A 24,693-nucleotide genomic window follows, 5' to 3' on the forward strand; every position below is an offset into this window, starting at 1 on the left:
TTGTCTGAAGCTTAGTGTTGCTCGACGAGCGCACGGGCTTCGGCCACATGGCCACGGTACGCTTCGAAGATCTTGCGCAGCGCTTCGTCGAAGGTCGACTTCGGCGCCCAGCCTAGTTCCTGCTTCGTGTTGTCGATCTTCGGCACGCGATTCTGTACGTCCTGATAGCCCGCGCCGTAGTAGGCGCCCGACGACGTTTCGACGAGTTGCACCTTCCTGGCCGACTCCGCGTATTCGGGGAACTCGGCCGCGAGCGCGAGCATCTTGTGCGCGAGTTCGCGCACCGAGAAGTTGTTGGTCGGGTTGCCGATGTTGTAGATCTTGCCCGTGGCCACGCCGTCCTTGTTCTCGATGATCTTCATGAGCGCTTCGATGCCGTCGTCGATGTCGGTGAACGCGCGCTTTTGCGCGCCGCCATCCACGAGGCTGATGTTCTCGCCGCGCACGATGTGGCCGAGGAACTGCGTGACGACGCGCGACGAACCTTCCTTCGGCGTGTAGATCGAGTCGAGGCCCGGGCCGATCCAGTTGAACGGACGGAACAGCGTGAAGTTCAGGCCTTCCATGCCGTAGCCCCAGATCACGCGGTCCATGAGCTGCTTCGAGCACGCATAGATCCAGCGCGGCTTGTTGATCGGGCCGTAGGTGAGGGCGGACGCATCGGGGTCGAACTGCTCGTCGCTGCACATGCCGTAGACCTCGGAGGTCGACGGGAAGACGAGGTGCTTGCGGTACTTCACGGCCGAACGCACGATGGGCAGATTCGCCTCGAAGTCGAGCTCGAACACGCGCAGCGGCTGCTGCACGTAGGTAGCGGGCGTGGCGATGGCGACGAGCGGCAGGATCACGTCGCACTTCTTGACGTGATACTCGACCCACTCCTTGTTGATCGTGATGTCGCCTTCGAAGAAGTGCATACGCTCATGCTTGACGAGGTCGCCGAGGCGCTCCGTCTGCATGTCCATGCCGAACACTTCCCAGTTCGTGGTTTCGAGGATGCGCTTGGACAGGTGGTGGCCGATGAAGCCGTTCACACCCAGGATCAGAACTTTTTTGGTCATGGACGGGGGACAGATGAAATGAGTTCGGAGAACGCGGCGGGGCGGATGACGGTCTCCTGACCGCCATGGCTCGGCGCATGCCGCAGTTCGTGGATCGCGATGGCGCGGCCGTCGCCGCAGACGGCGAAAAACGCATTATCGCTTACGTGGATGCCGACGGGCAATCCGGCGAGGGTGCGGACCCTTTCGGCGTCTTGCGAGCCGGGGCGCACGAGGCGCGCGCGGGCGATCACGAACCGCGCGTTGCCGACATCCGTGAACGCGCCCGGATAGGGCGGCGCGACGGCGCGAATCAGGTTGTACACCTGCTGCGCGCTCTGGCCGAAGTCGATGCGGCCGTCCTCGGGCTTGCGCCCGCCGTAGTAGCTGCCCTTGGCGAGATCGTTCGGAAGATGCGGCGCTTCGCCCGCGATCAGCGCGGGCAGCACGCGCCAGAGCGTTTGCTCGGCGGCCACCGTCACCTTGTCGAAGACCTGTGCCGCGGTGTCGTCGGGGAGGATCGGCACCGGCGTCTGCGCGACGATGGCGCCGGCATCGGGCTTCGCGGCCATTTCGTGCAGCGTGGCGCCGGTTTCGGTCTCGCCGTTGAGCACGGCCCAGTTCGTGGGTACGCGTCCGCGGTACTTAGGCAGCAGCGAGCCGTGCATGTTGTACGCGCCGCGCGCTGCGAGCGCGAGCAGGTCCACGGGCAGCATGTGCCGGTAGTAGAACGAGAAGATGAAGTCCGGACGCGCCGCGGAAACGGCGGCGCGCAGCTCGGCACTCCTCGGATCGGCAGGCGTGACGACTTCGATGCCATGCTCCTCGGCCACCGACTTCACGCTGCCGAACCAGATGTTCTCGGTCGGGCTGTCCTCGTGCGTGACGACGAGCGCGACGTCGACGCCGCCCGCGAGCAGCACCTGCAGGCAGCGCACGCCCACGTTGTGATACGCGAAGACGACGGCGCGCGGCTTCATTGACGGGCTCCTTCGTTGGCCGGGTTGGTCCCGACGTTGGCCGGTCGTGCGAACGCGGCGGCCTGCATGACGTCCTGGCGCGGCGTATCGGCGACGGCGCGGTCGTTGCGCTCCTCGAGGATCGTCTGGATCAGATAGCGGGGGCGTGCACGCACCTGCTGGTAGATGCGGCCGATGTACTCGCCGAGCAGACCGAGCGCGAAGATGATCACGCCGAGCAGGAAGAACGTGATGGCGAAGAGCGTGAATACGCCTTGCACTTCCGCGCCGAGGATGAAGCGGCGAATCAGCAGCAGCACGAAGAGGCCGGCCGAGCCGAGCGACAGGATCACGCCGATGAACGAGAGCCACTGCAGCGGCACGACGGAGAAACCCGTCACGAGGTCGAAATTCAGCCGGATGAGGCTATAGAGCGAATACTTCGACTCGCCCGCGAAGCGCTCCTCGTGCGCGACCTCCACCTCGACGGGGTTCTGCGAGAACGTGTACGCGAGCGCGGGGATGAACGTGTTGATTTCGCCGCAGCGGTTGATCGTGTCGATGATGCGGCGGTCGTACGCGCGCAGCATGCAGCCCTGATCGGTCATCTTGATGCGCGTGATGCGCTCGCGCAGCCGGTTCATGGCCTGCGACGCCTTGCGCCGCCACAGGCTGTCCTGGCGTTGCTTGCGGATCGTCCCGACGTAGTCGTAGCCTTCGCGCATCTTCTCGACGAGCTTGCCGATCTCCTCGGGCGGATTTTGCAGGTCGGCGTCGAGCGTGATGACGATCTCGCCGCGCGCCTGCTCGAAGCCCGCGAGAATCGCCATGTGCTGCCCGTAGTTGCCGTTGAGCAGGATCGCGCGGGTGGCGTCGGGGCGTGCGCGGAACTGCTCGGCGAGCATCGCGGCCGAGCGGTCGCGGCTGCCGTCGTTGATGAAGATCACTTCGTACGAGGTGCCTAGCTTGTCGAGCGCCGGGTACAGGCGCGCGAACAGCGCGGGAAGGCCTGCTTCCTCGTTGTAGACCGGAATGATGACCGAGACTTCCGGCGTGTCCGGGGTCAAGGTGCGTTGTTCCGTTTGACTCATGTGTGCGTCGATTCCGTTATTGATGCTGCGGTTTACTGCGTGCGCAGACCGGTAGCGCATGAGCTGCACCGTCTGTCTGCGTTTCCCCTGATGCTTCCCGGCCGACTCTTTCCGCGGCTTACTTCGCGAACTTCGTACAGATTTCGTTCACCGCGTGGCATACGCGCGCCACATCGGCTTCGGTCATCTGCGTGAAGAGCGGCAGCGTGACCGTGCTCGCGCCGAAGCGCTCCGCGTGCGGGAACATACCCGCCTTGAAACCACGCTCGCGGTAGAGCGTGAAAAGGTGGATGGCCGGGTAGTGCACGCCCGAGCCGATGCCGCGTTCCTTGAGCTCGCCCATGAAGCCGCCGCGCGTGATGGCGAGCTTCTCCAGCGGCAGCGTGATCTGGAACATATGCCAGTTGCTGTTGGTGAAATCGGCGAGCGGCAGGCCCACGCCGAGCTTGACCGCCGCGCCGCCCTCCAGCCCCGCGAAGTAGGCGCGCGCGAGCGCGATGCGCTGACGGGTGAAGCGCTCGATGTGCTTGAGCTGGCCGAGCCCGACGCGCGCGGCGACATCGGTGAGATTGTACTTGCCGCCGAGCACGTCGCAGTCCATGCCGTCGAAGCCGGTGCGCGTGATGCCTTGCAGGCGGTATTTCTGCGCGAGGACGGCCTCGGCCTCGTCGTTGAGGACGAGCGCGCCGCCCTCGATCGAGGTGAGGTTCTTGTTGGGGTGGAAGCTGAACGACACGAGGTCGCCGATCGAGCCAATTCGCTTGCCATTCCACTGCGAGCCGAACGCCTGCGCGGCGTCCTCGATCACGCGCAGCTTGTGCTGGCGGGCGATCGCGTAAAGGCGGTCCATGTCGACGGGCAGGCCCGCGAGGTAGACGGGGATGAGCGCTTTCGTCTTCGGCGTGATGGCGGCCTCGAGCTTGTCGAGGTCGATGTTGCGAGTGAGCGGATCGATGTCGGCGAACACCGGCGTCGCGCCCACTTCATAGATCACGTTGCTCGTGGCGACCCACGACGCGGGCGTGGTGATGACCTCGTCGCCGGGACCGACGCCGGCGATGCGCAGGCCGATTTCGAGCGTGGCCGTGCCCGAGTTGAACGTGCGCACGGGCCGGCCGCCGCAATACGCGGAGAGCGCGGCCTCGAACGCCTGGTTCTGCGGACCGGTTGTGATCCAGCCCGAGCGCAGCACATCGGCGACGCCCTGGATGGTTTCCTCGTCGATTTCGGGGCGCACGAACGGCAGGAAAGGGAGAGACTGCGAGGATGACTGGGACATGGGTGTGGGAGTCGTTGCTCGTCAGAAAGTGGGCCAGGCGAAAGAATCTGCACGCCTTACGAATTCCTTATATGGGGCGGGGCATGCAGCGCGACAAGCGAGAATACGGGGCGCCGCGGCGTTCTAGCTGCGCGCCAGCACGAACACGCCGATCAGGATGATGCCGATGCCGACGAGCCGCTGCACGCTCATGACCTCGCCGAACAGATACCACGCCGCGAACGCATTGACCACGTAGCCGAGCGAGAGCATCGGGTAGGCGATCGAGACGTCCACGCGCGAGAGCCCGACGATCCACACGACCACGCTGAACACGTAGCAGGCGAGGCCGCCCAGAATCGGCACTTGCGTTGCAAGCTTCCAGCCGATGGGCAGGATGTTCGCACGGGTGAATTCGAAGTGTCCAACGGCATTGACACCGGCTTTCAGCAACAGTTGCGCACAGGCATTGAGGCCGACGCCGGCGAGGATGCAGATCAGGGAAATCGGATTCATCGGAAAGGGTGGTTCAACGGGTTATGGGGGTGCGGCGGGATCGTGGCCGTTGGCCGCTGGCGCAGGCGGGACGTTACCGGCCGCGCCTGGCCGGCCGCGCCTCGCCGGCCGCGCCAATTATCGCGCATGCGCCACGGGGGGCCGGAAGTGGTCAGGATTGGGGCTTCTCGACGATCACGCGGCGCGCGTCGCGGGCAATGACCTGCATCGGCAAGCCCTGCGCGGCGAGCTCTTCGTAGCGCTTCACGGGAATCAGCGCGAGCGCATAGCGGTCGGCCTTCCAGCGGGTTTCCCATTCGGCGATGGTCGGCACCCATTTTTGTGGTTCCTCGGAGATGCCGAAGGCAAGCTCGTCGGTGACCTCGACCATCGTCATCGAGTGGCGCACGTAGAACGGCATGGTGTGGTCGAGCACGCCCACCGAGTAGAACGGCGTGTCGGGCGGCAGCTTCGCGATGGCGGCGCGCACCGCGGGTGCGAGCGGCGCCCCCGAGCTCAGCGTGCCGAATACGTCGTGGCCCGTGCCGGCGATGGTGGCGAGCAGCAGCCACGCGGTACCGAGCGCGAGCGCCGGCGCTCGCGCGCCGGTGTCCGGCGTGCGCTTCGCGCGGTTCAGGCGCAGGCCGACCATGGTCACGACGAAGGCCACCGCGGCGGCGGCGAACACCCATACCTGGAACGCCCGGTAGAGCGCGTTGGGGTTGCGCGCATCGCCGAAGCGGGTGAGCACGAAGGAGCCGGCCATCAGCGCGGCGGCGAGGAGCGCGTAGCCTGCGAGGTGCCGGTTCCACTGCGCGCGCGTCATGAGCGGCAGATACATGCCGATGATGAGCGCGACGGGCGGCGCGATGGGCAGCACGTAGGAGACCAGCTTCGAGTGGGAAACGCTGAAGAACAGGAAAATGAACACCGTCCACACGAACATCAGCGTGACGGGCGAGAAGCCGTTGGGCTGGCGCGGCGCGCGCAGCGCGTGGCGCACGCTCTGCACGCTCACCGAGAGCCACGGCAGAAAGCCGACCAGCATGACCGGCACGAAGTAGTAGAACGGGCCGGGGCGGTTCTGCTCCGGCGTGAGGTAGCGCCGGAACTGCTGGACGATGAAGAAGAAGTTGAAGAACTCGGGATTGCGCTGCTGCACGAGGATGAACCACGGCGCAACGATCGCGAAGAACACGATCAGGCCGCTCACGAGATAGAGGCGCTTCCAGAGCGCCCAGTCGCGCGAAATCCCCGTGTAGAGGACGAGCACCGCGCCCGGCAGGATCAGCCCGACCAGACCTTTGGAGAGCACTGCCATTGCCATGGCCGCCCAGCACACCCACATCCAGAGCCGCGCGCTTGCCTTGGGCAGGTCGGGGCGCTGCGCGAGCAAGAGCGCGCACAGCGTGAGCTGCATCCAGAACGACAGGCCCATGTCGAGCGTGTTGAAGTGGCCCATCAGGTTCCAGTACGGCGCGCACGCGAGCACGACCGCAGCGAAGAAGCCCGTGGCGGCGTTGAACACGCGCGCGCCCGTGAAGCCGATGAGCAGCACGCCCGCGAAGCCGGTGAGCGCCGTATAAAGGCGCGCCTGCCACTCGCCAATGCCGAACCACGCGAATGTGAGCGCGTTCATCCAGGTCTGCAGCGGCGGCTTCTCGAAGTACTTGTAGTCGTTGTAGCGCGGCGTGATCCAGTCGCCGGAGGCGAGCATCTCGCGCGCCATTTCGGCGTAGCGGCCTTCGTCGCTCGGCAACAGATGGCGCCAGCCGAGCGGCAGGAACCAGATCACGGCGAGGGCGAGGATCAGGAGCAGGATCGCGCTGCGGTTGAGCGGTAGCCTCGATGGCGTATCGTTCATGGGTTTCAGCCTGTTCTTGTTGCAGTCGTTGCGGTCGAGGTTCGGATGGCGCGGGCTCGCCCCGTCCGCACCCCGTGTGTGCGGCGGCGCGCGCCATCACGCGGCGCGCAAGTGTACTACGGCGCTGCGCGGCTACCTGATGACAAGCTTAAGCTGCGTCACCTTTCGAGCAGGAGTGCGGCCGCCACGCGGCGGCCTTCGGCCATGAGAATGTTGTAGGTGCGGCAGGCGGCCTTGAAGTCCATCGCCTCGACGCCGATGCGCCGGGCAGCCAGCGCCGCGGTCAGGCGCGGGTGCGGAAAGCGCAGGCGCTCGCCGCTGCCGAACACCACCACCTCGGGGTTGAGCGGAAGCAGCATTTCGAAGAGTTCGGGCGTCAGGGCGTCGAACGCTTGCACCGGCCAGGGGGTGACCGGCGACTCGGGCATCATGATGATGCTGCCTGTATGGCGTTCGAGATTCACTTCGACATAATCGGGGCCGTAACCGGTAACGGTATTCAGCGCGCCGCTGGAGTCCTGGTGTAGTTTCAAAACGGGGTTCCGGGGTAATGGCGGTTCGGATGCGGCGGTTCGGATGCGCAGGCAAGGGGCGCACATCCTGTGCCGATGCTGGCCGGGGCGGCCGGCGCTACCGGCTTCGCGATCCGCCTCCAGGTCCGCTTCCCGGTCCGCCTCCTGGCCCGCATCTTGACAGATTGCGCATTGCGGAAGTTGGTCAAAATCCGCTAAATTATAGCTTTTTAGCCGCCGCCGCAGCGGTGCCTGCGGGCAAACCAGGTCGGCAGACCCCGCTGGAAGACCCGCTCGCGCCTATCCGCGCATCGGGCGAGGGCAGCCATAAGCTGCCGTGCGGTTGGTCAAGGATCCCTCCTGTGGCGTCGCATGTGCGCCGACCCCCGCACACAAAGCGCGGCGCAACCGGGCGCAGCCAGGCCGAAGCGAGGCCGAAGGGGGGCGCGGCAGGTGTCCTTCAGGGTAGGCCGCGCTGCCCGGAATGCTCAGCTCGCTGCCCTGCATGTCACGTCCGCCCTGGCGCCATCCGCTGCCTGGTCAACTGTCGTTCAACCCGCGGTCGATCAACCCGCGGTCAACCCCGTTCCAGCCCTTTTACAGCTTTTTACTCGCCTCTGACTGATAGCCCGCCGTGAAACCGATTCTCAAATCCAACAAGCTGCAGAACGTCTGCTACGACATCCGCGGGCCGGTGCTCGAGCATGCGAAGCGCCTCGAAGAAGAAGGCCACCGCATCATCAAGCTGAACATCGGCAATCTCGCGCCATTCGGTTTCGACGCGCCCGACGAGGTCATTCAGGACATGATCCTGAACCTGCCGGGCTCGTCGGGCTACTCGGATTCGAAGGGGGTGTTCGCCGCGCGCAAGGCGATCATGCATTACGCGCAGCAAAAGGGCGTCAAGGGTGTGGAACTCGACGACATCTACATCGGCAACGGCGCCTCCGAGCTGATCGTGATGGCCATGCAGGCGCTCCTGAACGACGGTGACGAGGTGCTGCTGCCCGCGCCCGACTATCCGCTGTGGACGGCGGCCGTGAGCCTTTCGGGCGGCACGCCGGTGCACTACGTCTGCGACGAATCGAACGCGTGGATGCCCGACCTCGACGACATTCGCTCGAAGATCACGCCGAACACGCGCGCGATCGTCGTCATCAACCCGAACAACCCCACTGGCGCGCTGTATTCGGACGAACTGCTGCACGGCATCGTGGCCATCGCGCGCGAGCACGGCCTGATCCTCTTCGCCGACGAGGTCTACGACAAGATCATCTACGACGGCAAGACGCACACGGCGCTTGGCTCGCTCTCCGAAGACGTGATCACCGTCACCCTGAACAGCCTCTCGAAGAGCTATCGTGCCTGCGGCTATCGCGCGGGCTGGATGTTCCTCTCGGGCATGACGGGCGAAAACCGGCGCCGCTCGAAGGACTACACGGAAGGCCTCGGCATTCTCGCCTCGATGCGCCTGTGCGCGAACGTCCCGGGCCAGTATGCGATCCAGACGGCACTGGGCGGCTACCAGAGCATCAACGAGCTGATCCAGCCGGGCGGGCGTCTCTATCGTCAGCGCGAGCTTGCGTACAACCTGCTCACGGCCATTCCCGGCGTGACCTGCGTGAAGCCCGAGGCGGCGCTCTACATGTTCCCGCGCCTCGACCCGAAGCTCTACCCGATCGAGGACGACCAGCAGTTCATCCTCGACCTGCTCCTGCAGGAGCGCGTGCTGCTCGTTCAAGGCACGGGCTTCAACTGGAAGCAGTCGGACCACTTCCGCGTGGTGTTCCTGCCGAACGTCGACGACCTGACCGATTCGATCAACCGCATTGCGCGCTTCCTCGACGGTTATCGCCAGCGGCACGGCAACTGACGAGCCCATGGGTCCGGCCACTGAGCCGCGCGCGCAAACGCACTCCCTTTCACATCTCTAGACGAACACACGCTGCATGGATCCGATCAAAGTAGGTCTCTTGGGCTTCGGCACGGTGGGCAGCGGCACCTTCACGGTACTGCGGCGCAACCAGGAAGAAATCAAACGTCGCGCGGGCCGCGGCATCGAGGTGGCGCGCATTGCCGTGCGCAACCCCGCCAAGGCCACCGCGGCGCTCGGCGCACAAGCCGGCACCGTCGATCTGACGACTGACTTCAACGCCGTCGTCGACGACCCGTCGATTTCGATCGTCGCCGAAATGATCGGCGGCACGACGCTCGCGAAAGACCTCGTGCTGCGGGCGATCGCCAACGGCAAGCACGTGGTGACCGCGAACAAGGCGCTGCTGGCGGTGCACGGCACCGAAATCTTCGAAGCGGCGCGCGCGAAGGGCGTGATGGTCGCGTTCGAGGCGGCGGTGGCGGGCGGCATTCCCATCATCAAGGCGCTGCGCGAAGGGCTCACGGCCAACCGCATCGAATACATCGCGGGCATCATCAACGGCACGACGAACTACATCCTCTCGGAAATGCGTGAGCGCGGACTCGACTTCGCGACCGCGCTGAAGGCTGCGCAGGAGCTGGGCTACGCAGAAGCCGATCCGACCTTCGACATCGAAGGCGTGGACGCCGCGCACAAGGCCACGATCATGAGCGCGATCGCGTTCGGCGTGCCCGTGCAGTTCGACAAGGCCTACGTGGAAGGCATCAGCAAGCTCGACGCCATCGACATCAAGTACGCGGAAGAGCTCGGCTATCGCATCAAGCTGCTCGGCATCGCGCGCCGCACCGAGAAGGGCATCGAGCTGCGCACCCATCCCACGCTGATCCCGGCCAAGCGCCTGCTGGCCAACGTGGAAGGCGCGATGAACGCCGTGGTCGTGCATGGCGACGCGGTGGGGACGACGCTCTACTACGGCAAGGGCGCGGGCGCGGAGCCGACGGCCTCGGCCGTGGTGGCCGATCTCGTGGACGTGACGCGCCTGCACACGGCCGACCCCGAGCACCGCGTGCCGCACCTCGCGTTCCAGCCGGACAGCCTCTCGAACACGCCGATCCTGCCGATCGACGAAGTCACGAGCGGCTATTACCTGCGCCTGCGCGTGGCCGACCAGACCGGTGTCATGGCCGCCATCACGCGCATCCTCGCCGATAGCGGCATCTCGATCGACGCGCTGCTGCAAAAGGAATCGGAAGAGGTCGACGCGCAGGGCAAGGCGGAAACCGACATCATCCTGATCACGCATGAAACGGTCGAAAAGAACGTGAACGCGGCGATCGCGCAGATCGAGAAACTCGCGACGGTGAAGTCGCAGGTCACGAAGCTGCGCATGGAAGGACTGAACTAAGGCGCATTTGAGGCAAGGGCTATGAATTACGTATCAACGCGCGGCGCGGGCGCCGGCGAGCATCATTCGTTTTCCGACATCCTGCTGGGCGGCCTCGCGCGCGACGGCGGCCTCTATCTGCCGGCCGAGTACCCGCAGATCAGCCAGCAAGAGCTCGCGCGCTGGCGCGGCCTTCCGTACGCGGATCTCGCGTTCGAGATTCTCTCGAAGTTCGCGGGCGACATTCCCGCCGAAGACCTGCGCGACATCACGCGCCGCACCTACACGGGCGAGACGTACCGCAACGTGCGCCACGGCGAAGACGCGAGCAGGATCACGCCGCTGACCACGCTCGGCGAGGAAAACGGCGCGCAGCTCTCGCTGCTCGAACTTTCGAACGGCCCGACGCTGGCGTTCAAGGACATGGCGATGCAGCTGCTCGGCAACCTGTTCGAGTACGCGCTCGCGAAGGCCGGTCAGGAGCTGAACATTCTCGGCGCGACGTCGGGCGACACGGGTAGCGCCGCCGAGTACGCGATGCGCGGCAAGCAGGGCGTGCGCGTGTTCATGCTCTCGCCGCACAGGAAGATGAGCGCGTTCCAGACGGCCCAGATGTTCAGCCTGCAAGACCCGAACATCTTCAATCTGGCCGTGGAAGGCGTGTTCGACGACTGCCAGGACATCGTCAAGGCCGTCTCGAACGATCACGCGTTCAAGGCGCAGTACAAGATCGGCACGGTCAACTCGATCAACTGGGCGCGCGTCGTGGCCCAGGTCGTGTACTACTTCGCCGGCTATTTCGCGGCGACGAAGTCGAACGACGAGCGTGTTTCGTTCACGGTGCCGTCGGGCAATTTCGGCAACGTCTGCGCGGGGCATATCGCGCGCATGATGGGCCTGCCCATCGAAAAGCTCGTGGTCGCGACCAACGAGAACGACGTGCTCGACGAGTTCTTCCGCACCGGCATTTACCGCGTGCGCGGCTCCGCGGAGACGTATCACACGACGAGCCCCAGCATGGACATCTCGAAGGCGTCGAACTTCGAGCGCTTCGTCTACGACCTGCTGGGCCGCGATCCCGCACGCGTCACGCAACTGTTCCGCGATGTGGAGGAGAAGGGCGGCTTCGATCTCGTCGCGAGCGGCGACTTCGGGCGCGTGAAGCAGTTCGGCTTCGTGTCGGGCCGCAGCAGCCATGACGATCGCATCGCGACGATTCGCGACATCTATGCTCGCTACAAGACGATGATCGACACTCACACGGCCGACGGCGTGAAGGTCGCACGCGAACACCTGCAGCCGGGCGTGCCGATGATCGTGCTCGAAACCGCGCAGCCGGTGAAGTTCGGCGAGACGATTCGCGAAGCGCTCGACCGCGAGCCGGAGCGCCCCGCGGCGTTCGAGGGACTGGAGGCGCTGCCGCAGCGCTTCGAAGTCGTGCCCGCTGACGCTCAGCGCGTGAAGGACTACATCGCCGCTCACACTGCGGACTGACGTACCACCTGGGGGCCGGATCCGCTTCCGGCCCTGGCGCTTCGAGCTGTCGGGCGCTCCTTCCTGGCCGTACGCCCGGGCTCTCCCGAACCGGGCGCTGCAAGACTCCAGCCGATCCACAGCACTCGCACGCGATCCGCGCGAGGCCCGGCCACGCCCCAGGGCGCCGCGCGACCGTCGCGCCGCTACAATAACGACAGACCAACCGTTGCCGGCGGCCCGCCCGCCGAGTCCGAGACGACCTCGATGTCCACGCCTACGTCCCCGTCTTCCGCTGCGCCGGCGCCCGCGCCGCGCGCGCCGATGCTCTCCACTGCCGACGCGCTCGCGGCGTTGCTTGCTGCCGCGAAGCCGCTCGCCGGCATCGAAACGATTTCGACGTTCGATTCACTCAATCGCGTGCTTGCCGAGGACGTCGTTTCGCCGCTCGATGTGCCGCCGATGAACACGAGCGCCATGGATGGCTACGCGGTGCGCGTGGCCGATCTGGCGCAGGGCAGCCGCCATCTGCCGTTGTCGCAGCGCATTCCGGCGGGACATGCGCCCCAACCGCTCGCGGCGGGCACGGCGGCGCGCATTTTCACGGGCGCGACCGTGCCGCCGGGCGCGGACGCCGTCGTCATGCAGGAGCAGGCCGAGGCTGCCGAAGGCGCCGTCACCTTCCTGCATACGCCGAAGGCGGGCGAGTGGATCACGGCGCAGGGCGCGGACATCCGCAAAAATACGGTCATCCTGCCAGCGGGTACGCGCCTCACGCCGGCGGCCCTCGGGCTGGCGGCATCGGTGGGCTGCGCCGCGCTCACCGTCTTGCGCCGCGTGAAGGTGGCGGTGTTCTTCACCGGCGACGAGTTGACCATGCCGGGCGAGCCGCTCAAGCCCGGCGCGATCTACAACTCGAACCGCTTCACGCTCACGGGTCTGCTACGCAACCTGGGCTGCGAGGTGACCGACTACGGCATCGTGCCCGACCAGCTCGACGTTACGCGCGCGACGCTGCGCGAAGCGGCCGCCGCGCACGACCTGATCCTCACCTCGGGCGGCGTGTCGGTGGGCGAGGAAGATCACGTGCGGCCCGCCGTGGAGGCCGAAGGCCGCATCAACCTGTGGCAGATCGCCATGAAGCCGGGCAAGCCGCTCGCGTTCGGCGCGGTACGTCGCCCGCAAGGGCCGGGCGACACTGCGGCTCAAGCCGGCGAGGCGTTCTTCATCGGGCTACCGGGCAACCCGGTGTCGAGCTTCGTCACGTTCCTGCTGTTCGTGCGCCCGTTCCTGCTGCGTCTCGCGGGCGCGACGCACGTAAGCCCGCGGGCGCTGTCACTGCGCGCCGACTTCACCCAGACGAAGAGCGACCGTCGCAACGAATTCCTGCGCGCGCGCGTGAATCCGGCGGGCGGCCTCGACCTGTTCCCCAATCAGAGTTCGGCCGTGCTGACCTCGACGGTCTGGGCCGACGGCCTCATCGACAATCCGCCTAACCATGCGATCAGCGCGGGCGAGACCGTGCGTTTCATCCCGTTCACCGAATTGCTGTATTGAAGCCTGAATGAAGTCTCAAGCGATGAAGATCCAGTTGAAGTTTTTTGCGAGTGTGCGCGAGGCGCTGGGCGTCGCGGATGAAACGGTCACGCTGCCCGATGGCGTCGTGACGGTCGGCGACGTGCGCGGCTGGCTGCGCGCGCGCGGCGGCGTGTGGGCCGAAACGCTGGCGGAAGGCCGCGCGCTTCGCATGGCCTGCAATCACGTGATGACCGATCCGCGCACGCGGATCACCGAGGGTTGCGAGGTCGCGTTTTTCCCACCCGTGACGGGCGGCTGAGCGCCACAGGAGACTCGCGATGCCCGTGCGCGTACAAACGGAAGATTTCGACCTCACCACCGAGGTGGCGCAGTTGCGCGCGCGCAATCCGGCGATCGGAGCGGTCGCATGCTTCGTCGGCACGGTGCGCGACCTCAACGACGGCAGCACGATCGCGTCGATGGAGCTGGAGCACTATCCCGGCATGACGGAAAAGGCGCTGGAGGCGATTGTCGGCGAGGCGCAGCGACGCTGGGCGGGTATCGAGGTGTTGATCGTCCACAGGGTGGGCAGGCTCGCGCCGCTCGATCAGATCGTGCTCGTCGCGACGACCTCGAAACATCGCGGTGACGCCTTTGCGTCCTGCGAGTTCGTGATGGATTTCCTCAAGACCGAGGCCCCGTTCTGGAAGAAGGAAGAGACGGAGCAGGGCGCGCGCTGGGTCGACGCCCGCGAGAGCGACGATGCCGCGCTGGCGCGCTGGCGTGTGGCGTCGGGGAATGCCTCGCGCGGTGACGGTTAAGCGCCCGAGCGCCGTGCGGGAGCGGCAGCTTTGCCAGGCATGAGCTTCGCTTTAATGCAACTAACCGCCTGTTCCGCCTCGCGACCGGACGCGAAAGCCGTTACGCGGACGGCGTAGTTTCGTCGATATCCAGCGGACGACCAATGAAGCGGGCCGGGAAGGGCTCGCCAGTGGAGCGCGTGGGGAGATCGTGTCCGTGACCGGGGCGCCGGCGCGGCGCGATGCGATCGAGGATGGCCTGCTGCTCGGGCGGAATCGTATAGTCCCAGCCAAAGCGGCTCAGTTGCAGGCTCTGCGCGATGCGCAGCGCCGGCTCCATGAACTGCACGGCTGCCGCGGGTTCGTAGCGCGCTTGTACCGTATCGAGGAAGAGATAGAGCCAGCGGCTGAAATGCTGGGGCTCGACGCCGGGCACCGGATCGTGCGCCTGCTGCACATTGCCGCGGTAGGTTCGCGTGCCGAGCACGAGGCTCGACCAGAACCGGCACATCTTCGGCAGATGCTCGTCCCAACGCCCGGCGAGCACGCCGTCGAACACCGGCCCGAGCATCGCGTCGTCGCGCACGCGGTCGTAAAACGCGTAGACGAGTTCGCGGATGTTGTCTTCGGTGGGCTGGACGTGCAGCATGGCAGCAGGGCTGGAGTCGGGGCGAGTCATTTCGGGGTCCGGATGATGCGTGAGAGCCTGGAGTCTAGCGGGCGGGGCTCTCCCTGCACGATGCGGCCCTGAGCCGCATTCCGCCGCAATGAGCCGCCAGGCAATGCGAAGTGACCATGATACCGAGTCCAGACAAAACCTGCATGCCCCCTGCATGTTATTGTATGGTTTCTGCTGCCCGAACTGCCCCTTTGATGGCGCCGCTATGAGACTGACCGACTACACCGACTATTCGTTGCGCGTGATGCTCTATCTCGCGCTCCGTCGCGAGAGCATGGCAACGATTCAGGAGATCTCGGACGCCTATGGCGTTTCGAAGAATCATCTGATGAAAGTCGTCCAGCGTCTTGGCGAGCTAGGCTGGGTCGATACCGTTCGTGGGCGCAATGGCGGCTTGCGGCTCGCGCCGGCTTCGCTCGATCTGACCGTTGGCGCGGTCGTCCGCGAAACCGAGAGCGATTTTTCTCTCGTTGGCTGTTTTCCGGACGAACATGGCGAGCGGCGCGGCTGCGTCATCGAGCCGCAGTGCCGGCTCAAGCATGCGCTGGCGGCCGCGCGCGACGCGTTCCTCGCGGAGCTCGACCGCCACACGATCGGCGAACTGGCGCAGCCGGCGGACGAACTGACGGGCTTGCTGGGCCTGGCTCCGATCCAGCTCATGCCGCGTGTGCAGGTGCCGCGGCCGGCGCCTTCGCGAGAGCATTGAGCGGCGCCTCTGCCTGCCTGTTCCAGACTGGCGTTTTGCTCACTCGCGCCCGGCGCGGTGGGTCTCCGAGACGAAATCCGGCGCCTGACTGCCGATCATCCCTCTCCCGTCGTCGCACGCCCCGGCATCGTGCGCCGGCGGCCGCGGTGCGCGCCACGATTGCGGAAATCGGAAAAAATGACGCTAGCGCGCTTGAAACCGGCGTCTCCCCCCTCAAATTTGGTGACAGTCTAGAAATCTGGAGGCCTCGTTTCAAATGAGAATCGACAAACTCACCACCAAGTTCCAGGAAGCCATCGCCGATGCACAAAGCCTCGCCGTTGGCCACGATAACCAGTACATCGAACCCGTTCACCTGCTGGCCGCGCTCGTCGCGCAGCAGGACGGCTCGGCGCGCTCGCTCATGTCGCGTGCGGGCGTGCAGGTGCAGGCGCTGCAGAACGCGCTCAACGACGCCATCAACCGCTTGCCGCAAGTGCGGGGCACCGACGGCAACGTGCAGATCGGCCGCGAGCTCACGGGTCTGCTCAATCAGGCCGACAAGGAAGCGCAGAAGCTCAACGATACGTACATCGCGAGCGAGATGTTCCTGCTGGCCGTCGCCGACGACAAGGGCGAGGCGGGCCGCCTCGCGCGGCAGCATGGCTTGACGCGCAAGGCGCTCGAAGCTGCCATCGTCGCGGTGCGCGGCGGTGCGCAGGTGCACAGCCAGGACGCCGAGAGCCAGCGCGAAGCGCTCAAGAAGTACACCGTCGATCTGACCGAGCGTGCGCGCTCGGGCAAGCTCGACCCCGTGATCGGCCGCGACGACGAAATCCGCCGCTCGATCCAGATCCTGCAACGCCGCACCAAGAACAATCCGGTGCTGATCGGCGAGCCGGGCGTGGGCAAGACGGCGATCGTCGAGGGCCTCGCGCAGCGCATCGTCAACGGCGAAGTGCCCGAGACGCTCAAGGGCAAGCGCGTGCTGTCGCTCGACATGGCGGCGCTGCTCGCGGGCGCCAAGTATCGCGGCGAGTTCGAGGAGCGCCTGAAGGCCGTGCTCAACGACATCGCGAAGGACGAAGGGCAGACCATCGTCTTCATCGACGAGATCCATACGATGGTCGGCGCAGGCAAGGCCGAAGGCGCGATGGATGCAGGCAACATGCTCAAGCCCGCGCTCTCGCGCGGCGAGCTGCACTGCATCGGCGCGACCACGCTCGACGAATATCGCAAGTACATCGAGAAGGACGCCGCGCTCGAACGCCGCTTCCAGAAGGTGCTCGTCGACGAACCGACGGTCGAGGCGACCATCGCGATCCTGCGTGGCCTGAAGGAGAAGTACGAGCTGCACCACGGCGTGGAAATCACCGACCCGGCGATCGTCGCGGCGGCGGAGCTCTCGCATCGCTACATCACCGACCGCTTCTTGCCGGACAAGGCCATCGACCTGATCGACGAAGCCGCTTCGAAGATCAAGATGGAAATCGATTCGAAGCCCGAAGCGATGGACAAGCTCGATCGCCGGTTGATCCAGCTGAAGATCGAGCGCGAGGCCGTCAAGAAGGAGAAGGACGAGGCGTCGCAAAAGCGTCTGCAGCTGATCGAGGAGGAGATCGACCGGCTGAGCCTCGAATATAAGGACCTCGAAGAGATCTGGACCACCGAGAAGGCCGCGGTGCAGGGCGGCGCGCAGATCAAGGAAGAGATCGACCGCGTGCGCGCGGAAATCAACCGCTTCCAGCGCGAAGGCAAGCTCGAGAAGGTCGCGGAGCTGCAATACGGCAAGCTGCCGGAACTCGAGGCGCAGCTCAAGCAGGTCGCGCTGGCCGAGGCGAACGAGCAGAACAATCCCACGCGCCCGCGCTTGCTGCGCACGCTCGTGGGCGCCGAGGAAATCGCGGAAGTCGTGTCGCGTTCGACCGGCATTCCCGTGTCGCGCATGATGCAGGGCGAGCGCGAAAAGCTGCTGCAGATCGAAGAGAAGCTGCACGAGCGTGTGGTGGGCCAGGACGAGGCGATCACCGCCGTTGCCGACGCGATTCGTCGCTCGCGCGCCGGTCTCGCGGACCCGAACCGGCCGTACGGCTCGTTCCTGTTCCTCGGACCGACGGGCGTGGGCAAGACCGAGCTCTGCAAGGCGCTGGCGGGCTTCCTGTTCGATGCGGAGGATCATCTCATCCGCATCGACATGAGCGAGTTCATGGAGAAGCACAGCGTGGCTCGCCTGATCGGCGCGCCGCCGGGCTACGTGGGCTACGAGGAGGGCGGTTATCTGACCGAGGCCGTGCGGCGCAAGCCGTATAGCGTGATCCTGCTCGACGAAGTCGAAAAGGCGCACCCGGATGTGTTCAACGTGCTGCTGCAGGTGCTCGACGACGGCCGCATGACCGACGGCCAGGGCCGTACCGTCGACTTCAAGAACACCGTGATCGTGATGACGTCGAACCTCGGTTCGCACCTCATCCAGTCGATGGCGGGCGAGCCGCAGGAAGCGGTGAAGGACGCGGTGTGGAACGAAGTGAAGCAGCAGTTCCGCCCCGAATTCCTGAACCGCATCGACGAGGTCGTCGTGTTCCATGCGCTCGATCGCACGAATATCGAGGCCATTGCGAAGATCCAGTTGCAGCGTCTGCGCGAGCGTCTGGAGAAGCTCGACATGGAGCTCATGGTGTCGGACGAAGCGCTCGGGCAGATCGCCAAGGTCGGCTACGACCCGCTGTTCGGCGCACGGCCGCTCAAGCGCGCGATCCAGCAGGAGATCGAGAATCCTGTCGCCAAGCTGATTCTCGCGGGCAAGTTCGGGCCGAAGGACGTGATTCCGGTCGATGTGAACGACGGCAAGTTCGTGTTCGAGCGCGTGGTGCACTAAGTTCGCGCATCGAAACACGGGTCAGGCGCGTACCGTGAGGTGCGCTCGCCTGGCTGAAACGGAAAAGGGGCAGCGGAGTGATCCGCTGCCCCTTTTCTTTGCCGCAGAAGCGCTGATTTCAGAGCGCGAGCACCGTTATGCCTGCTTGTTGCCGCCACCAAAGAGCGAAGCCAGCCCGCCAAGCGTGCCAAGCACGCTTTCGGTGTTGATCTGGCCGCCTTGCGGTACTTCTCCGTTCGGCGTGCCCGCGTTGACCACGTGCGGCAGCACCTGGGCGAGCAGGCCGCTCACCTGGTCGGGCTGCATGCCGACTTTCTGCGCGAGGCCCGAAACGACGTCCGAGCCGAGCGCGTTTTGCAGTTGATCGGGCGAGACGGGCTGGTTCTCGCCGTTGCCGACCCACGACTGCACGATGTCGCCGAGGCCGCCTTGCTTGAACTTCTCGATGAGGCCGTTCAGGCCGCCGGGCTGGTTGTTGACCAACTCCATCGCCGCGGCGAGGAGCTGGGCCTGGCCGCCGCCTTGCTGTTGCGACTGCGAACCGAACAGGGAACCGAGGGTATCTAGCAGACTCATGTCGATCTCTCTGAATGATGGCCGCGCCGGGGGACGCGGCCGGTAAGTGGGCCGGCGCGCGCAATGGCGGCGCCGGATCCGGGGCCGGCGCACGGTTGGCACGCCGGACGACGGCGACGATCAGGCGCCGGAAGCGGCCGCCTCCGATGCGGCCTTGCTCTTCTTCGACTTGCCGGGCTTTTTCGCCTTCGTATCGGATGCCGTGGCCGGCGCCGAAGCCGCGGCGCCCGCTTCTGGCGCGCTCGCGGCAATGGCCGTCTTCTCCTTCGCGCTCTTGTGCTTCGACTTGGCCGCCACCGGGCCGGAGGCGGGCTGCGCGGCGCTAGCGGGCGCCGTCATCGGGTTCGCCGTGGTGGCAGCGGGCGCGGCGGCCGTCGCCGCGGCGCTCTTGCTGCTCTTCGTCGTGGCCGCCTTGCCCGCCGGCGGCGCCGAGGAGCCGTTGATCGTGAGCCCCGCGGCTTCGAGGTTCTGCACGGATTTCGGGCCAATGCCCTTGACGCGGTTCGCGAGGTCGTCGGCGTCCTTGAACGGGCCGTTCTTCGTGCGTTCGTCGATGATCGCCCTGGCGTGGACGGGGCCAATGCCCTTGACGGATTCGAGCGCGGTTTCGTCGGCGGTGTTGACTTCGACGGCGGCAGCGAGCGCCGCGGACAGCGACAAACCCATTGCGAGGAACAGCATCAGCAGCTTCTTGAGCATGGCAATCACTCCATTGAGGGCAATTCGGTTAGCCGGGAACGGACGACGCATCCAGCCAGGGAGGCTGCGATAAAAGAATAGGACAGTTGGCGTATCCGTGATTCGGGCGCGATCGAGTTATACCGGCCGATTCGTGGCAAGTAAATCGCGCCGCACAATATTTAATGGTTTATGCATTCCGGCGACGCGAAATCCGCTGAAAGCCGTGGCGGGCGAGACGGCGCTGTCCGCGCAATCCGTCTCAGGCGCGGTGCGGCCCGGCGATGCCGAGCTTCGCAATGCGCCGGTACAGCGTCGCGCGCGAGATGCCCAGCGCCTGCGCGGCCGCGTTGGGTCGCCAGCGGTGCGCCGTGAGCGCCGCGATGATGCGCTCACGCTCGACCTCCGGCGAGAGCGGCGCGGCGGGACGCGCGTATGCCGCGGCTGTCGGCGCGAGCGCGGGCAGGTTTTCGGCGAGATCCGCGCTCAGGTGCCGTGCCTCGACCCGCACCGTGTCGCAAACGGCGCATGCGTAGCGCATCGCATTGCGCAGTTGCCGCAGATTGCCGGGCCACGCGAACGCGGCGAGCCGCGCGGCGAGCGTGGCATCGAGTGCGAGCGGGCGGCCGGCGGCCTGTGCTTCTTCTGCGAACACGGTGTCGATGAGCGTCGCGATGTCACGGCGCTCGCGCAGCGGCGGCAGCGTGAGCACCGCGCCGCTCAAACGATAGTAGAGATCCTCGCGGAACGCGCCAGATCTGGCCATTTGCGCGAGGTCCCGGTGTGTCGCGCAGATCACGTCGACATCGACGCGCAGCGGCGCTTCAGCGCCGAGCGGAAGCACCTCGCCTTCCGCGAGCACGCGCAGGAGGCGAGTCTGCAGCGTGAGCGGCATATCGCCGATTTCGTCGAGGAAGAGCGTGCCGCCGTCGGCCATCGCGATCTTGCCGCGCGCACCGTGGCGGCGCGCGCCGGTGAAGGCGCCCGGCGCATAGCCGAACAGCTCGCTTTCGATCAGCGATTCGGGCAGCGCGCCGCAGTTCACCGCGATGAAAGCCCGGTTGCTTCGTGCGCCTGCGTCGTGCATCGCGCGTGCGAACACTTCCTTGCCCGCGCCCGTTTCGCCGAGCAGCAGGATGGGCAGGCGCTTGCCTGCCACACGTTGCGCGATGCGGGCGTTTTCGGCCACGCGTGCGTCGGCGCTGCGCAGGAAGGGGCCGAGCGCGCTGCGATCGTATTCCTGCGCGTTGGTCGCGGATTCGCGCCGCAGCGGCATCGCGGCATGTGCCGCGCCGTGCCCGCCATGTCCGCTGTGTCCACTGTGTCCGCTGTGTCCGCCAGATCCGAGCGGCGCGCGAATGCGCGCGTAAAGCATCGAGCCGTTCGCGCGCAGACGCAGCGCCGCGATGGTCTCGATGCGCCCGATGTCGCGCAAATGCACATGCGACGAATCGAAGATCTCGTCGATATGGCGAGGGCCGTCGAGACCCGGAATGCATTCGCGCGCGCGCCGGTTCGCGGCGACCACGTTGCCCATCTCATCGAAGGCGATCAGCATCTCGGGCTGCGCCTCGACGTAATTGCGGTTCTGGTGCCCAAAGAGGATCCAGCACGACGCCAGGCGATGCAGGAAATAGCCGTCCTCGATGAGCGTCGCGCTCTGTCGCACGAGCTGGTTGACGATGCGCTGGCTCTCGCGATTGTCGGGCGAGTGCACGGCCGAAGCGTCGAGCACGCCGATCAGCTCGCCGCCCGGCGCGAAGATCGGTGCGGCGCTGCAGGTGAGCGTGGTGAACGCGGCGCGGAAATGATCGGTCTTGTGCACGGTGATGGGCGCGAGATCGGTCAGCACGCTGGCGATGCCGCAGGTGCCTTCCTCGCTCTCCGACCAGCAGGAGCCGATGTAGAGCCCCGCGTGCTTGAAGTCGTTGCGGCGCTCGCGGTCGATGCGGTAATCGATGGTCACGCCGTGACCGTCGGTCAGCATCACGCAGTAGTCGGCCTCGCGCACCATGTCGTGCAAACGCGTGAGGCATTGGCCCGAGGCGCGCAGGAAGGACTCCTCGCGATCGCGGATCTCGCGCAGCTCGGCGGCGCTCAGCACGCGCGGGCCGATCACCGAGCCGGGATCGAGCTGATAGCGCTCGAACGAGCGCTGCCACGACGAGACGAGGCGCGGTGAACCGGACGGCGCGGGGAGCCGGCCTTCTACGGCGCCACGCACGCGCTCGGCGTGCCGGGTAGACGCAAGGGCGTTGGGCATGAGCGGTTCCAGACGGTGGCTGGCGGACAACGGTCGCAAAAACGGCGAGATAACGTCACGTCGGACCGGAAAGCGTTCGGCGGGAGTCTTTTGTAGCACATCCTTTGCGCTCGATCACACCGCAGCGCAGCATGCGAGACGGTTGAGACGAACGTCTCATCCCGCGGCGTATCGCGTTCGAGCACGGGTCGGGACGCCGCTCGGGCAGGCTGCGCGGGGCTCTGCCCGTTTTCGTTCGGGTGAAGCGGCCACGGCGCATCCAGTGCTTTGCGCGCGCGAGACGGCCCGTGAGACGCACCGCGAGCCGCAAGCGGTGCTGGCGCGGTCGTGCGCAGTGGCCCGTGAGCCCCGTCACGCGGACTTCTGGATGTTCATGCGTTGTCTCGAACATCATTGGCATGACGCTTGCAGAGTGCATGGGCAAAAGCGGAGCGCGGCATCTCAGCGTGCGACGCCAAGGAGACAAACCCCGTGACGACGCCCGTGACCGTAGGCGTGATCGCGAATCCCGCATCGGGCCGCGACATCCGCCGTCTGACCTCCCATGCATCCGTCTTTCCCACGGCGGAGAAGGCGAACATGGTCGTGCGCCTGCTCGCGGGTCTGGGCGCGCTTGGCGTCGCGCGCGTGCTCGCGCTGCGCGACAACACCGGCGTGGCCGCGCTGCTGCTGCGTGCGATCGAGACCCACGCCGCCATTGCCACGCACGAGCGCTGGCCCGAGGTCGAGTTCATCGATTTGCCGGTGAGCGAGAGCGTGGCCGATACGCACGCCGGCGTCGATCACATGGTGCGCGAGGAAGTCGCGCTCATTGCGGTCCTGGGCGGCGACGGCACCCACCGCGCGGTCGCGGCGCATTGCGGCGAGACGCCGCTGCTTGCGCTTTCCACCGGCACCAACAATGCGTTTCCCGAATTGCGCGAAGCCACCGTCGCGGGGCTCGCCGGTGCGCTCGTCGCGACGGGCGCGGTGCCGGCCGAGGCGGCGCTCGCGCGCAACAAGCGGCTCGTCGCGCGTTGCGTCGACGGACCATCGCGCGGGCGCGAAGAACTCGCGCTGGTCGATATTTGCGTGGCGCGTCAGCCGTTCATCGGTGCGCGCGCGATATCGGAAAGTTCGGATATCGAATCACTTTTCCTCGCCTTCGCCCCGTCCGACGGCATCGGGCTTTCGTCGATCGGCGGGGCATGGGCACCGGTCGGGCGAGATGCGTCGCATGGGCTGCACATGACCTTCGCCGAGCCAGGTGCCCCCGCGGGGGCGACTGCGGGCGTTCCGCTGCTTGCGCCGATCGCGCCAGGACGCGTTGCGCGACTGACGATGCGCACCTGTCAGCGCCTCGAAGTCGGCGTGGCGCTGCCGCTGGAAGCCGGCCACGGCACGCTCGCGTTCGACGGCGAGCGCGAGATCGAACCGGCGCGCGGCGACCGCTACGAAGTGACACTCGACTGGCAGGGCCCATTGACCGTCGATGTCGCGCGCACGCTGCGATACGCGGCGTCGCATCAACTGTTGCGCGAGGCCGCCGCAAGCGTGTAGCGGCCGGGCGCGGTTCCCCAACGCGTAGTCAACAGAAGGAGACGAGGTGGTTTCGCTTTCCATCAGGCGCAGATGCACTTCCACCAGCAGGCATACCCACAGGAGACAACCATGTCTATTCAGTTGAACAAGGAGCAGTTGCTAACCGCGTATCGCTCGATGCGCACGATCCGCGAATTCGAGGAGCGGCTGCACGTCGAGTTCGCGACCGGCGACATTCCGGGCTTCGTGCACCTCTATGCGGGCGAGGAGGCGTCCGCCGTCGGCACTATGAGCCATCTGAACGATACCGACTACGTAGCCACCACGCACCGGGGGCACGGCCATTGCATCGCGAAGGGCGTGGACGTGCGCGAAATGATGGCCGAGATCTATGGCCGGGCCACGGGCTCATGCCGCGGCAAAGGCGGCTCGATGCACATCGCCGACCTGTCGAAAGGCATGCTGGGCGCAAACGGCATCGTCGGCGCGGGAGGTCCCCTGACCTGCGGTGCGGCGCTCGCCGCCAAACAGAAGAAGACCGGCGGCGTGGGCGTGTGCTTCTTCGGCGATGGCGCATCGAACCAGGGTGTGATCTTCGAGTCGATGAACCTGGCCTCGGTGTGGCGCCTGCCGGTGATCTTCGTCGCGGAAAACAACGGTTATGCCGAGGCGACGTCGTCCACCTGGTCGGTCGCGGCCGACAACATCGCAGACCGCGCGAACGGCTTTGGCATGCCGGGCGTGATCGTCGACGGCTTCGACTTCTTTGCCGTGCACGAGGCGCTGGGTGAAGCCATCGCGCGAGCGCGTAGCGGCGGCGGGCCGACGCTCGTGGAAATGAAGCTTTCGCGCTATTTCGGCCACTTCGAGGGCGACGCGCAGACCTATCGCGCGCCCGGCGAAGTGCAGAAGCTGCGCGAGGAAAAGGATTGCCTCAAGCGTTTCGAGGAGCGAGTGATGCGCGCCGAACTCGCGAGCAGCGACGATCTGCGCAAGGTGGATGCCGAAGTGAAGCAACTGATCGATGATGCGGTCGCGCAGGCCAAGGCCGCACCGCTGCCGCCGGCCGACGCGCTGCTCACCGACGTGTACGTTTCATATCCTTGAGCGCTGCCTGCTCAGGTAATCAGGATCCCATATCAATAA

General features: G+C 66.1%; 21 protein-coding genes. 10 read left to right on the plus strand and 11 right to left on the minus strand.

Translation table 11 applies throughout. The features are described from left to right. Positions 1–11: 11 nt before the first annotated feature. The 7 genes from BMI01S_RS09420 to BMI01S_RS09450 all read right to left on the minus strand — a co-directional run bounded on the left by BMI01S_RS09420 (position 12) and on the right by BMI01S_RS09450 (position 7,240). Positions 12–1,061, minus strand: coding sequence for a bifunctional UDP-4-keto-pentose/UDP-xylose synthase (locus tag BMI01S_RS09420; RefSeq protein WP_028209942.1), 1,050 nt, complete (start codon positions 1,059–1,061; stop codon positions 12–14). Beyond that, positions 1,058–2,020: a formyltransferase gene (locus BMI01S_RS09425; RefSeq protein WP_028209941.1), complete on the minus strand. Its 963-nt coding sequence runs from the start codon at positions 2,018–2,020 to the stop codon at positions 1,058–1,060. The genes BMI01S_RS09420 and BMI01S_RS09425 overlap by 4 nt, the downstream gene beginning before the upstream one ends. After that, a complete protein-coding gene (locus BMI01S_RS09430; RefSeq protein WP_028209940.1) occupies positions 2,017–3,090 on the minus strand; it encodes a glycosyltransferase in 1,074 nt (357 codons plus the stop codon). Before BMI01S_RS09430 ends, BMI01S_RS09425 begins: the two co-directional genes overlap by 4 nt. A gap of 118 nt (positions 3,091–3,208) precedes the next feature. Next, positions 3,209–4,369 (minus strand): DegT/DnrJ/EryC1/StrS family aminotransferase, encoded by a 1,161-nt coding sequence (locus BMI01S_RS09435; RefSeq protein WP_028209939.1) that lies wholly within the window; start codon positions 4,367–4,369, stop codon positions 3,209–3,211. 123 nt (positions 4,370–4,492) lie between these two features. After that, positions 4,493–4,864 (minus strand): SMR family transporter, encoded by a 372-nt coding sequence (locus tag BMI01S_RS09440; protein ID WP_028209938.1) that lies wholly within the window; start codon positions 4,862–4,864, stop codon positions 4,493–4,495. 151 nt (positions 4,865–5,015) lie between these two features. Beyond that, on the minus strand, positions 5,016–6,707 hold the full coding sequence (locus BMI01S_RS09445; protein ID WP_036017900.1) for a glycosyltransferase family 39 protein: 1,692 nt from the start codon (positions 6,705–6,707) through the stop codon (positions 5,016–5,018). A 158-nt stretch (positions 6,708–6,865) separates the two neighbouring features. Next, on the minus strand, positions 6,866–7,240 hold the full coding sequence (locus tag BMI01S_RS09450; protein WP_028209937.1) for an Mth938-like domain-containing protein: 375 nt from the start codon (positions 7,238–7,240) through the stop codon (positions 6,866–6,868). A gap of 613 nt (positions 7,241–7,853) precedes the next feature. Between BMI01S_RS09450 and BMI01S_RS09455 the strand changes: the two genes are divergently transcribed. The 6 genes from BMI01S_RS09455 (at position 7,854) to BMI01S_RS09480 (ending at position 14,291) form a co-directional block, all read left to right on the plus strand. Continuing rightward, the gene (locus BMI01S_RS09455; RefSeq protein WP_028209936.1) at positions 7,854–9,092 is read left to right on the plus strand and encodes a pyridoxal phosphate-dependent aminotransferase; all 1,239 of its coding nucleotides are present in this window, start codon (positions 7,854–7,856) and stop codon (positions 9,090–9,092) included. Between the two features lie 76 nt (positions 9,093–9,168). Beyond that, a complete protein-coding gene (locus BMI01S_RS09460; protein ID WP_028209935.1) occupies positions 9,169–10,500 on the plus strand; it encodes a homoserine dehydrogenase in 1,332 nt (443 codons plus the stop codon). A 21-nt stretch (positions 10,501–10,521) separates the two neighbouring features. Further along, a complete protein-coding gene (gene thrC, locus BMI01S_RS09465; protein ID WP_028209934.1) occupies positions 10,522–11,973 on the plus strand; it encodes a threonine synthase in 1,452 nt (483 codons plus the stop codon). A 303-nt stretch (positions 11,974–12,276) separates the two neighbouring features. Beyond that, entirely contained in the window at positions 12,277–13,509 is a 1,233-nt protein-coding gene (locus BMI01S_RS09470) for a molybdopterin-binding protein (RefSeq protein WP_028209933.1), read from the plus strand. Between the two features lie 22 nt (positions 13,510–13,531). Continuing rightward, positions 13,532–13,789, plus strand: a complete 258-nt coding sequence (gene moaD, locus BMI01S_RS09475; RefSeq protein WP_028209932.1) for a molybdopterin converting factor subunit 1 — start codon at positions 13,532–13,534, stop codon at positions 13,787–13,789. 19 nt (positions 13,790–13,808) lie between these two features. Then, positions 13,809–14,291, plus strand: coding sequence for a molybdenum cofactor biosynthesis protein MoaE (locus BMI01S_RS09480; protein WP_028209931.1), 483 nt, complete (start codon positions 13,809–13,811; stop codon positions 14,289–14,291). Positions 14,292–14,391: 100 nt separating this feature from the next. On the opposite strand, the gene BMI01S_RS09485 is transcribed toward BMI01S_RS09480, so the two are convergent. Beyond that, positions 14,392–14,949 carry a group III truncated hemoglobin gene (locus BMI01S_RS09485; protein WP_042288979.1) on the minus strand — a complete coding sequence of 186 codons (558 nt, stop codon included), beginning with the start codon at positions 14,947–14,949 and terminating at the stop codon, positions 14,392–14,394. A 205-nt stretch (positions 14,950–15,154) separates the two neighbouring features. Here BMI01S_RS09485 and BMI01S_RS09490 point away from each other — a divergent pair, with 205 nt between their 5' ends. Both BMI01S_RS09490 and clpB read left to right on the plus strand, forming a co-directional pair. Further along, positions 15,155–15,655: an Rrf2 family transcriptional regulator gene (locus BMI01S_RS09490; RefSeq protein WP_028209930.1), complete on the plus strand. Its 501-nt coding sequence runs from the start codon at positions 15,155–15,157 to the stop codon at positions 15,653–15,655. Between the two features lie 256 nt (positions 15,656–15,911). After that, a complete protein-coding gene (clpB, locus tag BMI01S_RS09495) occupies positions 15,912–18,509 on the plus strand; it encodes an ATP-dependent chaperone ClpB (RefSeq protein ID WP_028209929.1) in 2,598 nt (865 codons plus the stop codon). A 135-nt stretch (positions 18,510–18,644) separates the two neighbouring features. Here the strand turns inward: clpB and BMI01S_RS09500 are convergent, their stop codons facing one another. The 3 genes from BMI01S_RS09500 to BMI01S_RS09510 all read right to left on the minus strand — a co-directional run bounded on the left by BMI01S_RS09500 (position 18,645) and on the right by BMI01S_RS09510 (position 22,026). Continuing rightward, complete coding sequence (locus tag BMI01S_RS09500; protein WP_028209928.1) at positions 18,645–19,085, minus strand: YidB family protein; 441 nt, start codon at positions 19,083–19,085, stop codon at positions 18,645–18,647. 120 nt (positions 19,086–19,205) lie between these two features. Then, the gene (locus tag BMI01S_RS09505; RefSeq protein WP_028209927.1) at positions 19,206–19,784 is read right to left on the minus strand and encodes a ComEA family DNA-binding protein; all 579 of its coding nucleotides are present in this window, start codon (positions 19,782–19,784) and stop codon (positions 19,206–19,208) included. Positions 19,785–20,025: 241 nt separating this feature from the next. Then, the gene (locus BMI01S_RS09510; protein WP_028209926.1) at positions 20,026–22,026 is read right to left on the minus strand and encodes a sigma-54-dependent Fis family transcriptional regulator; all 2,001 of its coding nucleotides are present in this window, start codon (positions 22,024–22,026) and stop codon (positions 20,026–20,028) included. A 471-nt stretch (positions 22,027–22,497) separates the two neighbouring features. Between BMI01S_RS09510 and BMI01S_RS09515 the strand changes: the two genes are divergently transcribed. Further along, a complete protein-coding gene (locus tag BMI01S_RS09515; protein WP_028209925.1) occupies positions 22,498–23,565 on the plus strand; it encodes an ATP-NAD kinase family protein in 1,068 nt (355 codons plus the stop codon). 111 nt (positions 23,566–23,676) lie between these two features. After that, the gene (locus tag BMI01S_RS09520; protein ID WP_028209924.1) at positions 23,677–24,654 is read left to right on the plus strand and encodes a thiamine pyrophosphate-dependent dehydrogenase E1 component subunit alpha; all 978 of its coding nucleotides are present in this window, start codon (positions 23,677–23,679) and stop codon (positions 24,652–24,654) included. Positions 24,655–24,693: the final 39 nt, after the last annotated feature.

The organism is Paraburkholderia mimosarum LMG 23256 = NBRC 106338 (genome assembly GCF_000739815.1).
Classification (GTDB): domain Bacteria; phylum Pseudomonadota; class Gammaproteobacteria; order Burkholderiales; family Burkholderiaceae; genus Paraburkholderia; species Paraburkholderia mimosarum.

Excerpts from the sequence above, each read along its gene's own strand:
- BMI01S_RS09440 (WP_028209938.1), bottom strand. The coding sequence starts at position 4,864 with ATGAATCCGATTTCCCTGATCTGCATCCTCGCCGGCGTCGGCCTCAAT.
- BMI01S_RS09490 (WP_028209930.1), top strand. The coding sequence starts at position 15,155 with ATGAGACTGACCGACTACACCGACTATTCGTTGCGCGTGATGCTCTAT.
- BMI01S_RS09500 (WP_028209928.1), bottom strand. The coding sequence starts at position 19,085 with ATGAGTCTGCTAGATACCCTCGGTTCCCTGTTCGGTTCGCAGTCGCAA.
- BMI01S_RS09445 (WP_036017900.1), bottom strand. The coding sequence starts at position 6,707 with ATGAACGATACGCCATCGAGGCTACCGCTCAACCGCAGCGCGATCCTG.
- BMI01S_RS09480 (WP_028209931.1), top strand. The coding sequence starts at position 13,809 with ATGCCCGTGCGCGTACAAACGGAAGATTTCGACCTCACCACCGAGGTG.
- clpB (WP_028209929.1), top strand. The coding sequence starts at position 15,912 with ATGAGAATCGACAAACTCACCACCAAGTTCCAGGAAGCCATCGCCGAT.
- thrC (WP_028209934.1), top strand. The coding sequence starts at position 10,522 with ATGAATTACGTATCAACGCGCGGCGCGGGCGCCGGCGAGCATCATTCG.
- BMI01S_RS09520 (WP_028209924.1), top strand. The coding sequence starts at position 23,677 with ATGTCTATTCAGTTGAACAAGGAGCAGTTGCTAACCGCGTATCGCTCG.
- BMI01S_RS09470 (WP_028209933.1), top strand. The coding sequence starts at position 12,277 with ATGCTCTCCACTGCCGACGCGCTCGCGGCGTTGCTTGCTGCCGCGAAG.
- moaD (WP_028209932.1), top strand. The coding sequence starts at position 13,532 with ATGAAGATCCAGTTGAAGTTTTTTGCGAGTGTGCGCGAGGCGCTGGGC.
- BMI01S_RS09420 (WP_028209942.1), bottom strand. The coding sequence starts at position 1,061 with ATGACCAAAAAAGTTCTGATCCTGGGTGTGAACGGCTTCATCGGCCAC.
- BMI01S_RS09435 (WP_028209939.1), bottom strand. The coding sequence starts at position 4,369 with ATGTCCCAGTCATCCTCGCAGTCTCTCCCTTTCCTGCCGTTCGTGCGC.
- BMI01S_RS09460 (WP_028209935.1), top strand. The coding sequence starts at position 9,169 with ATGGATCCGATCAAAGTAGGTCTCTTGGGCTTCGGCACGGTGGGCAGC.
- BMI01S_RS09485 (WP_042288979.1), bottom strand. The coding sequence starts at position 14,949 with ATGACTCGCCCCGACTCCAGCCCTGCTGCCATGCTGCACGTCCAGCCC.
- BMI01S_RS09505 (WP_028209927.1), bottom strand. The coding sequence starts at position 19,784 with ATGCTCAAGAAGCTGCTGATGCTGTTCCTCGCAATGGGTTTGTCGCTG.
- BMI01S_RS09510 (WP_028209926.1), bottom strand. The coding sequence starts at position 22,026 with ATGCCCAACGCCCTTGCGTCTACCCGGCACGCCGAGCGCGTGCGTGGC.
- BMI01S_RS09430 (WP_028209940.1), bottom strand. The coding sequence starts at position 3,090 with ATGAGTCAAACGGAACAACGCACCTTGACCCCGGACACGCCGGAAGTC.
- BMI01S_RS09425 (WP_028209941.1), bottom strand. The coding sequence starts at position 2,020 with ATGAAGCCGCGCGCCGTCGTCTTCGCGTATCACAACGTGGGCGTGCGC.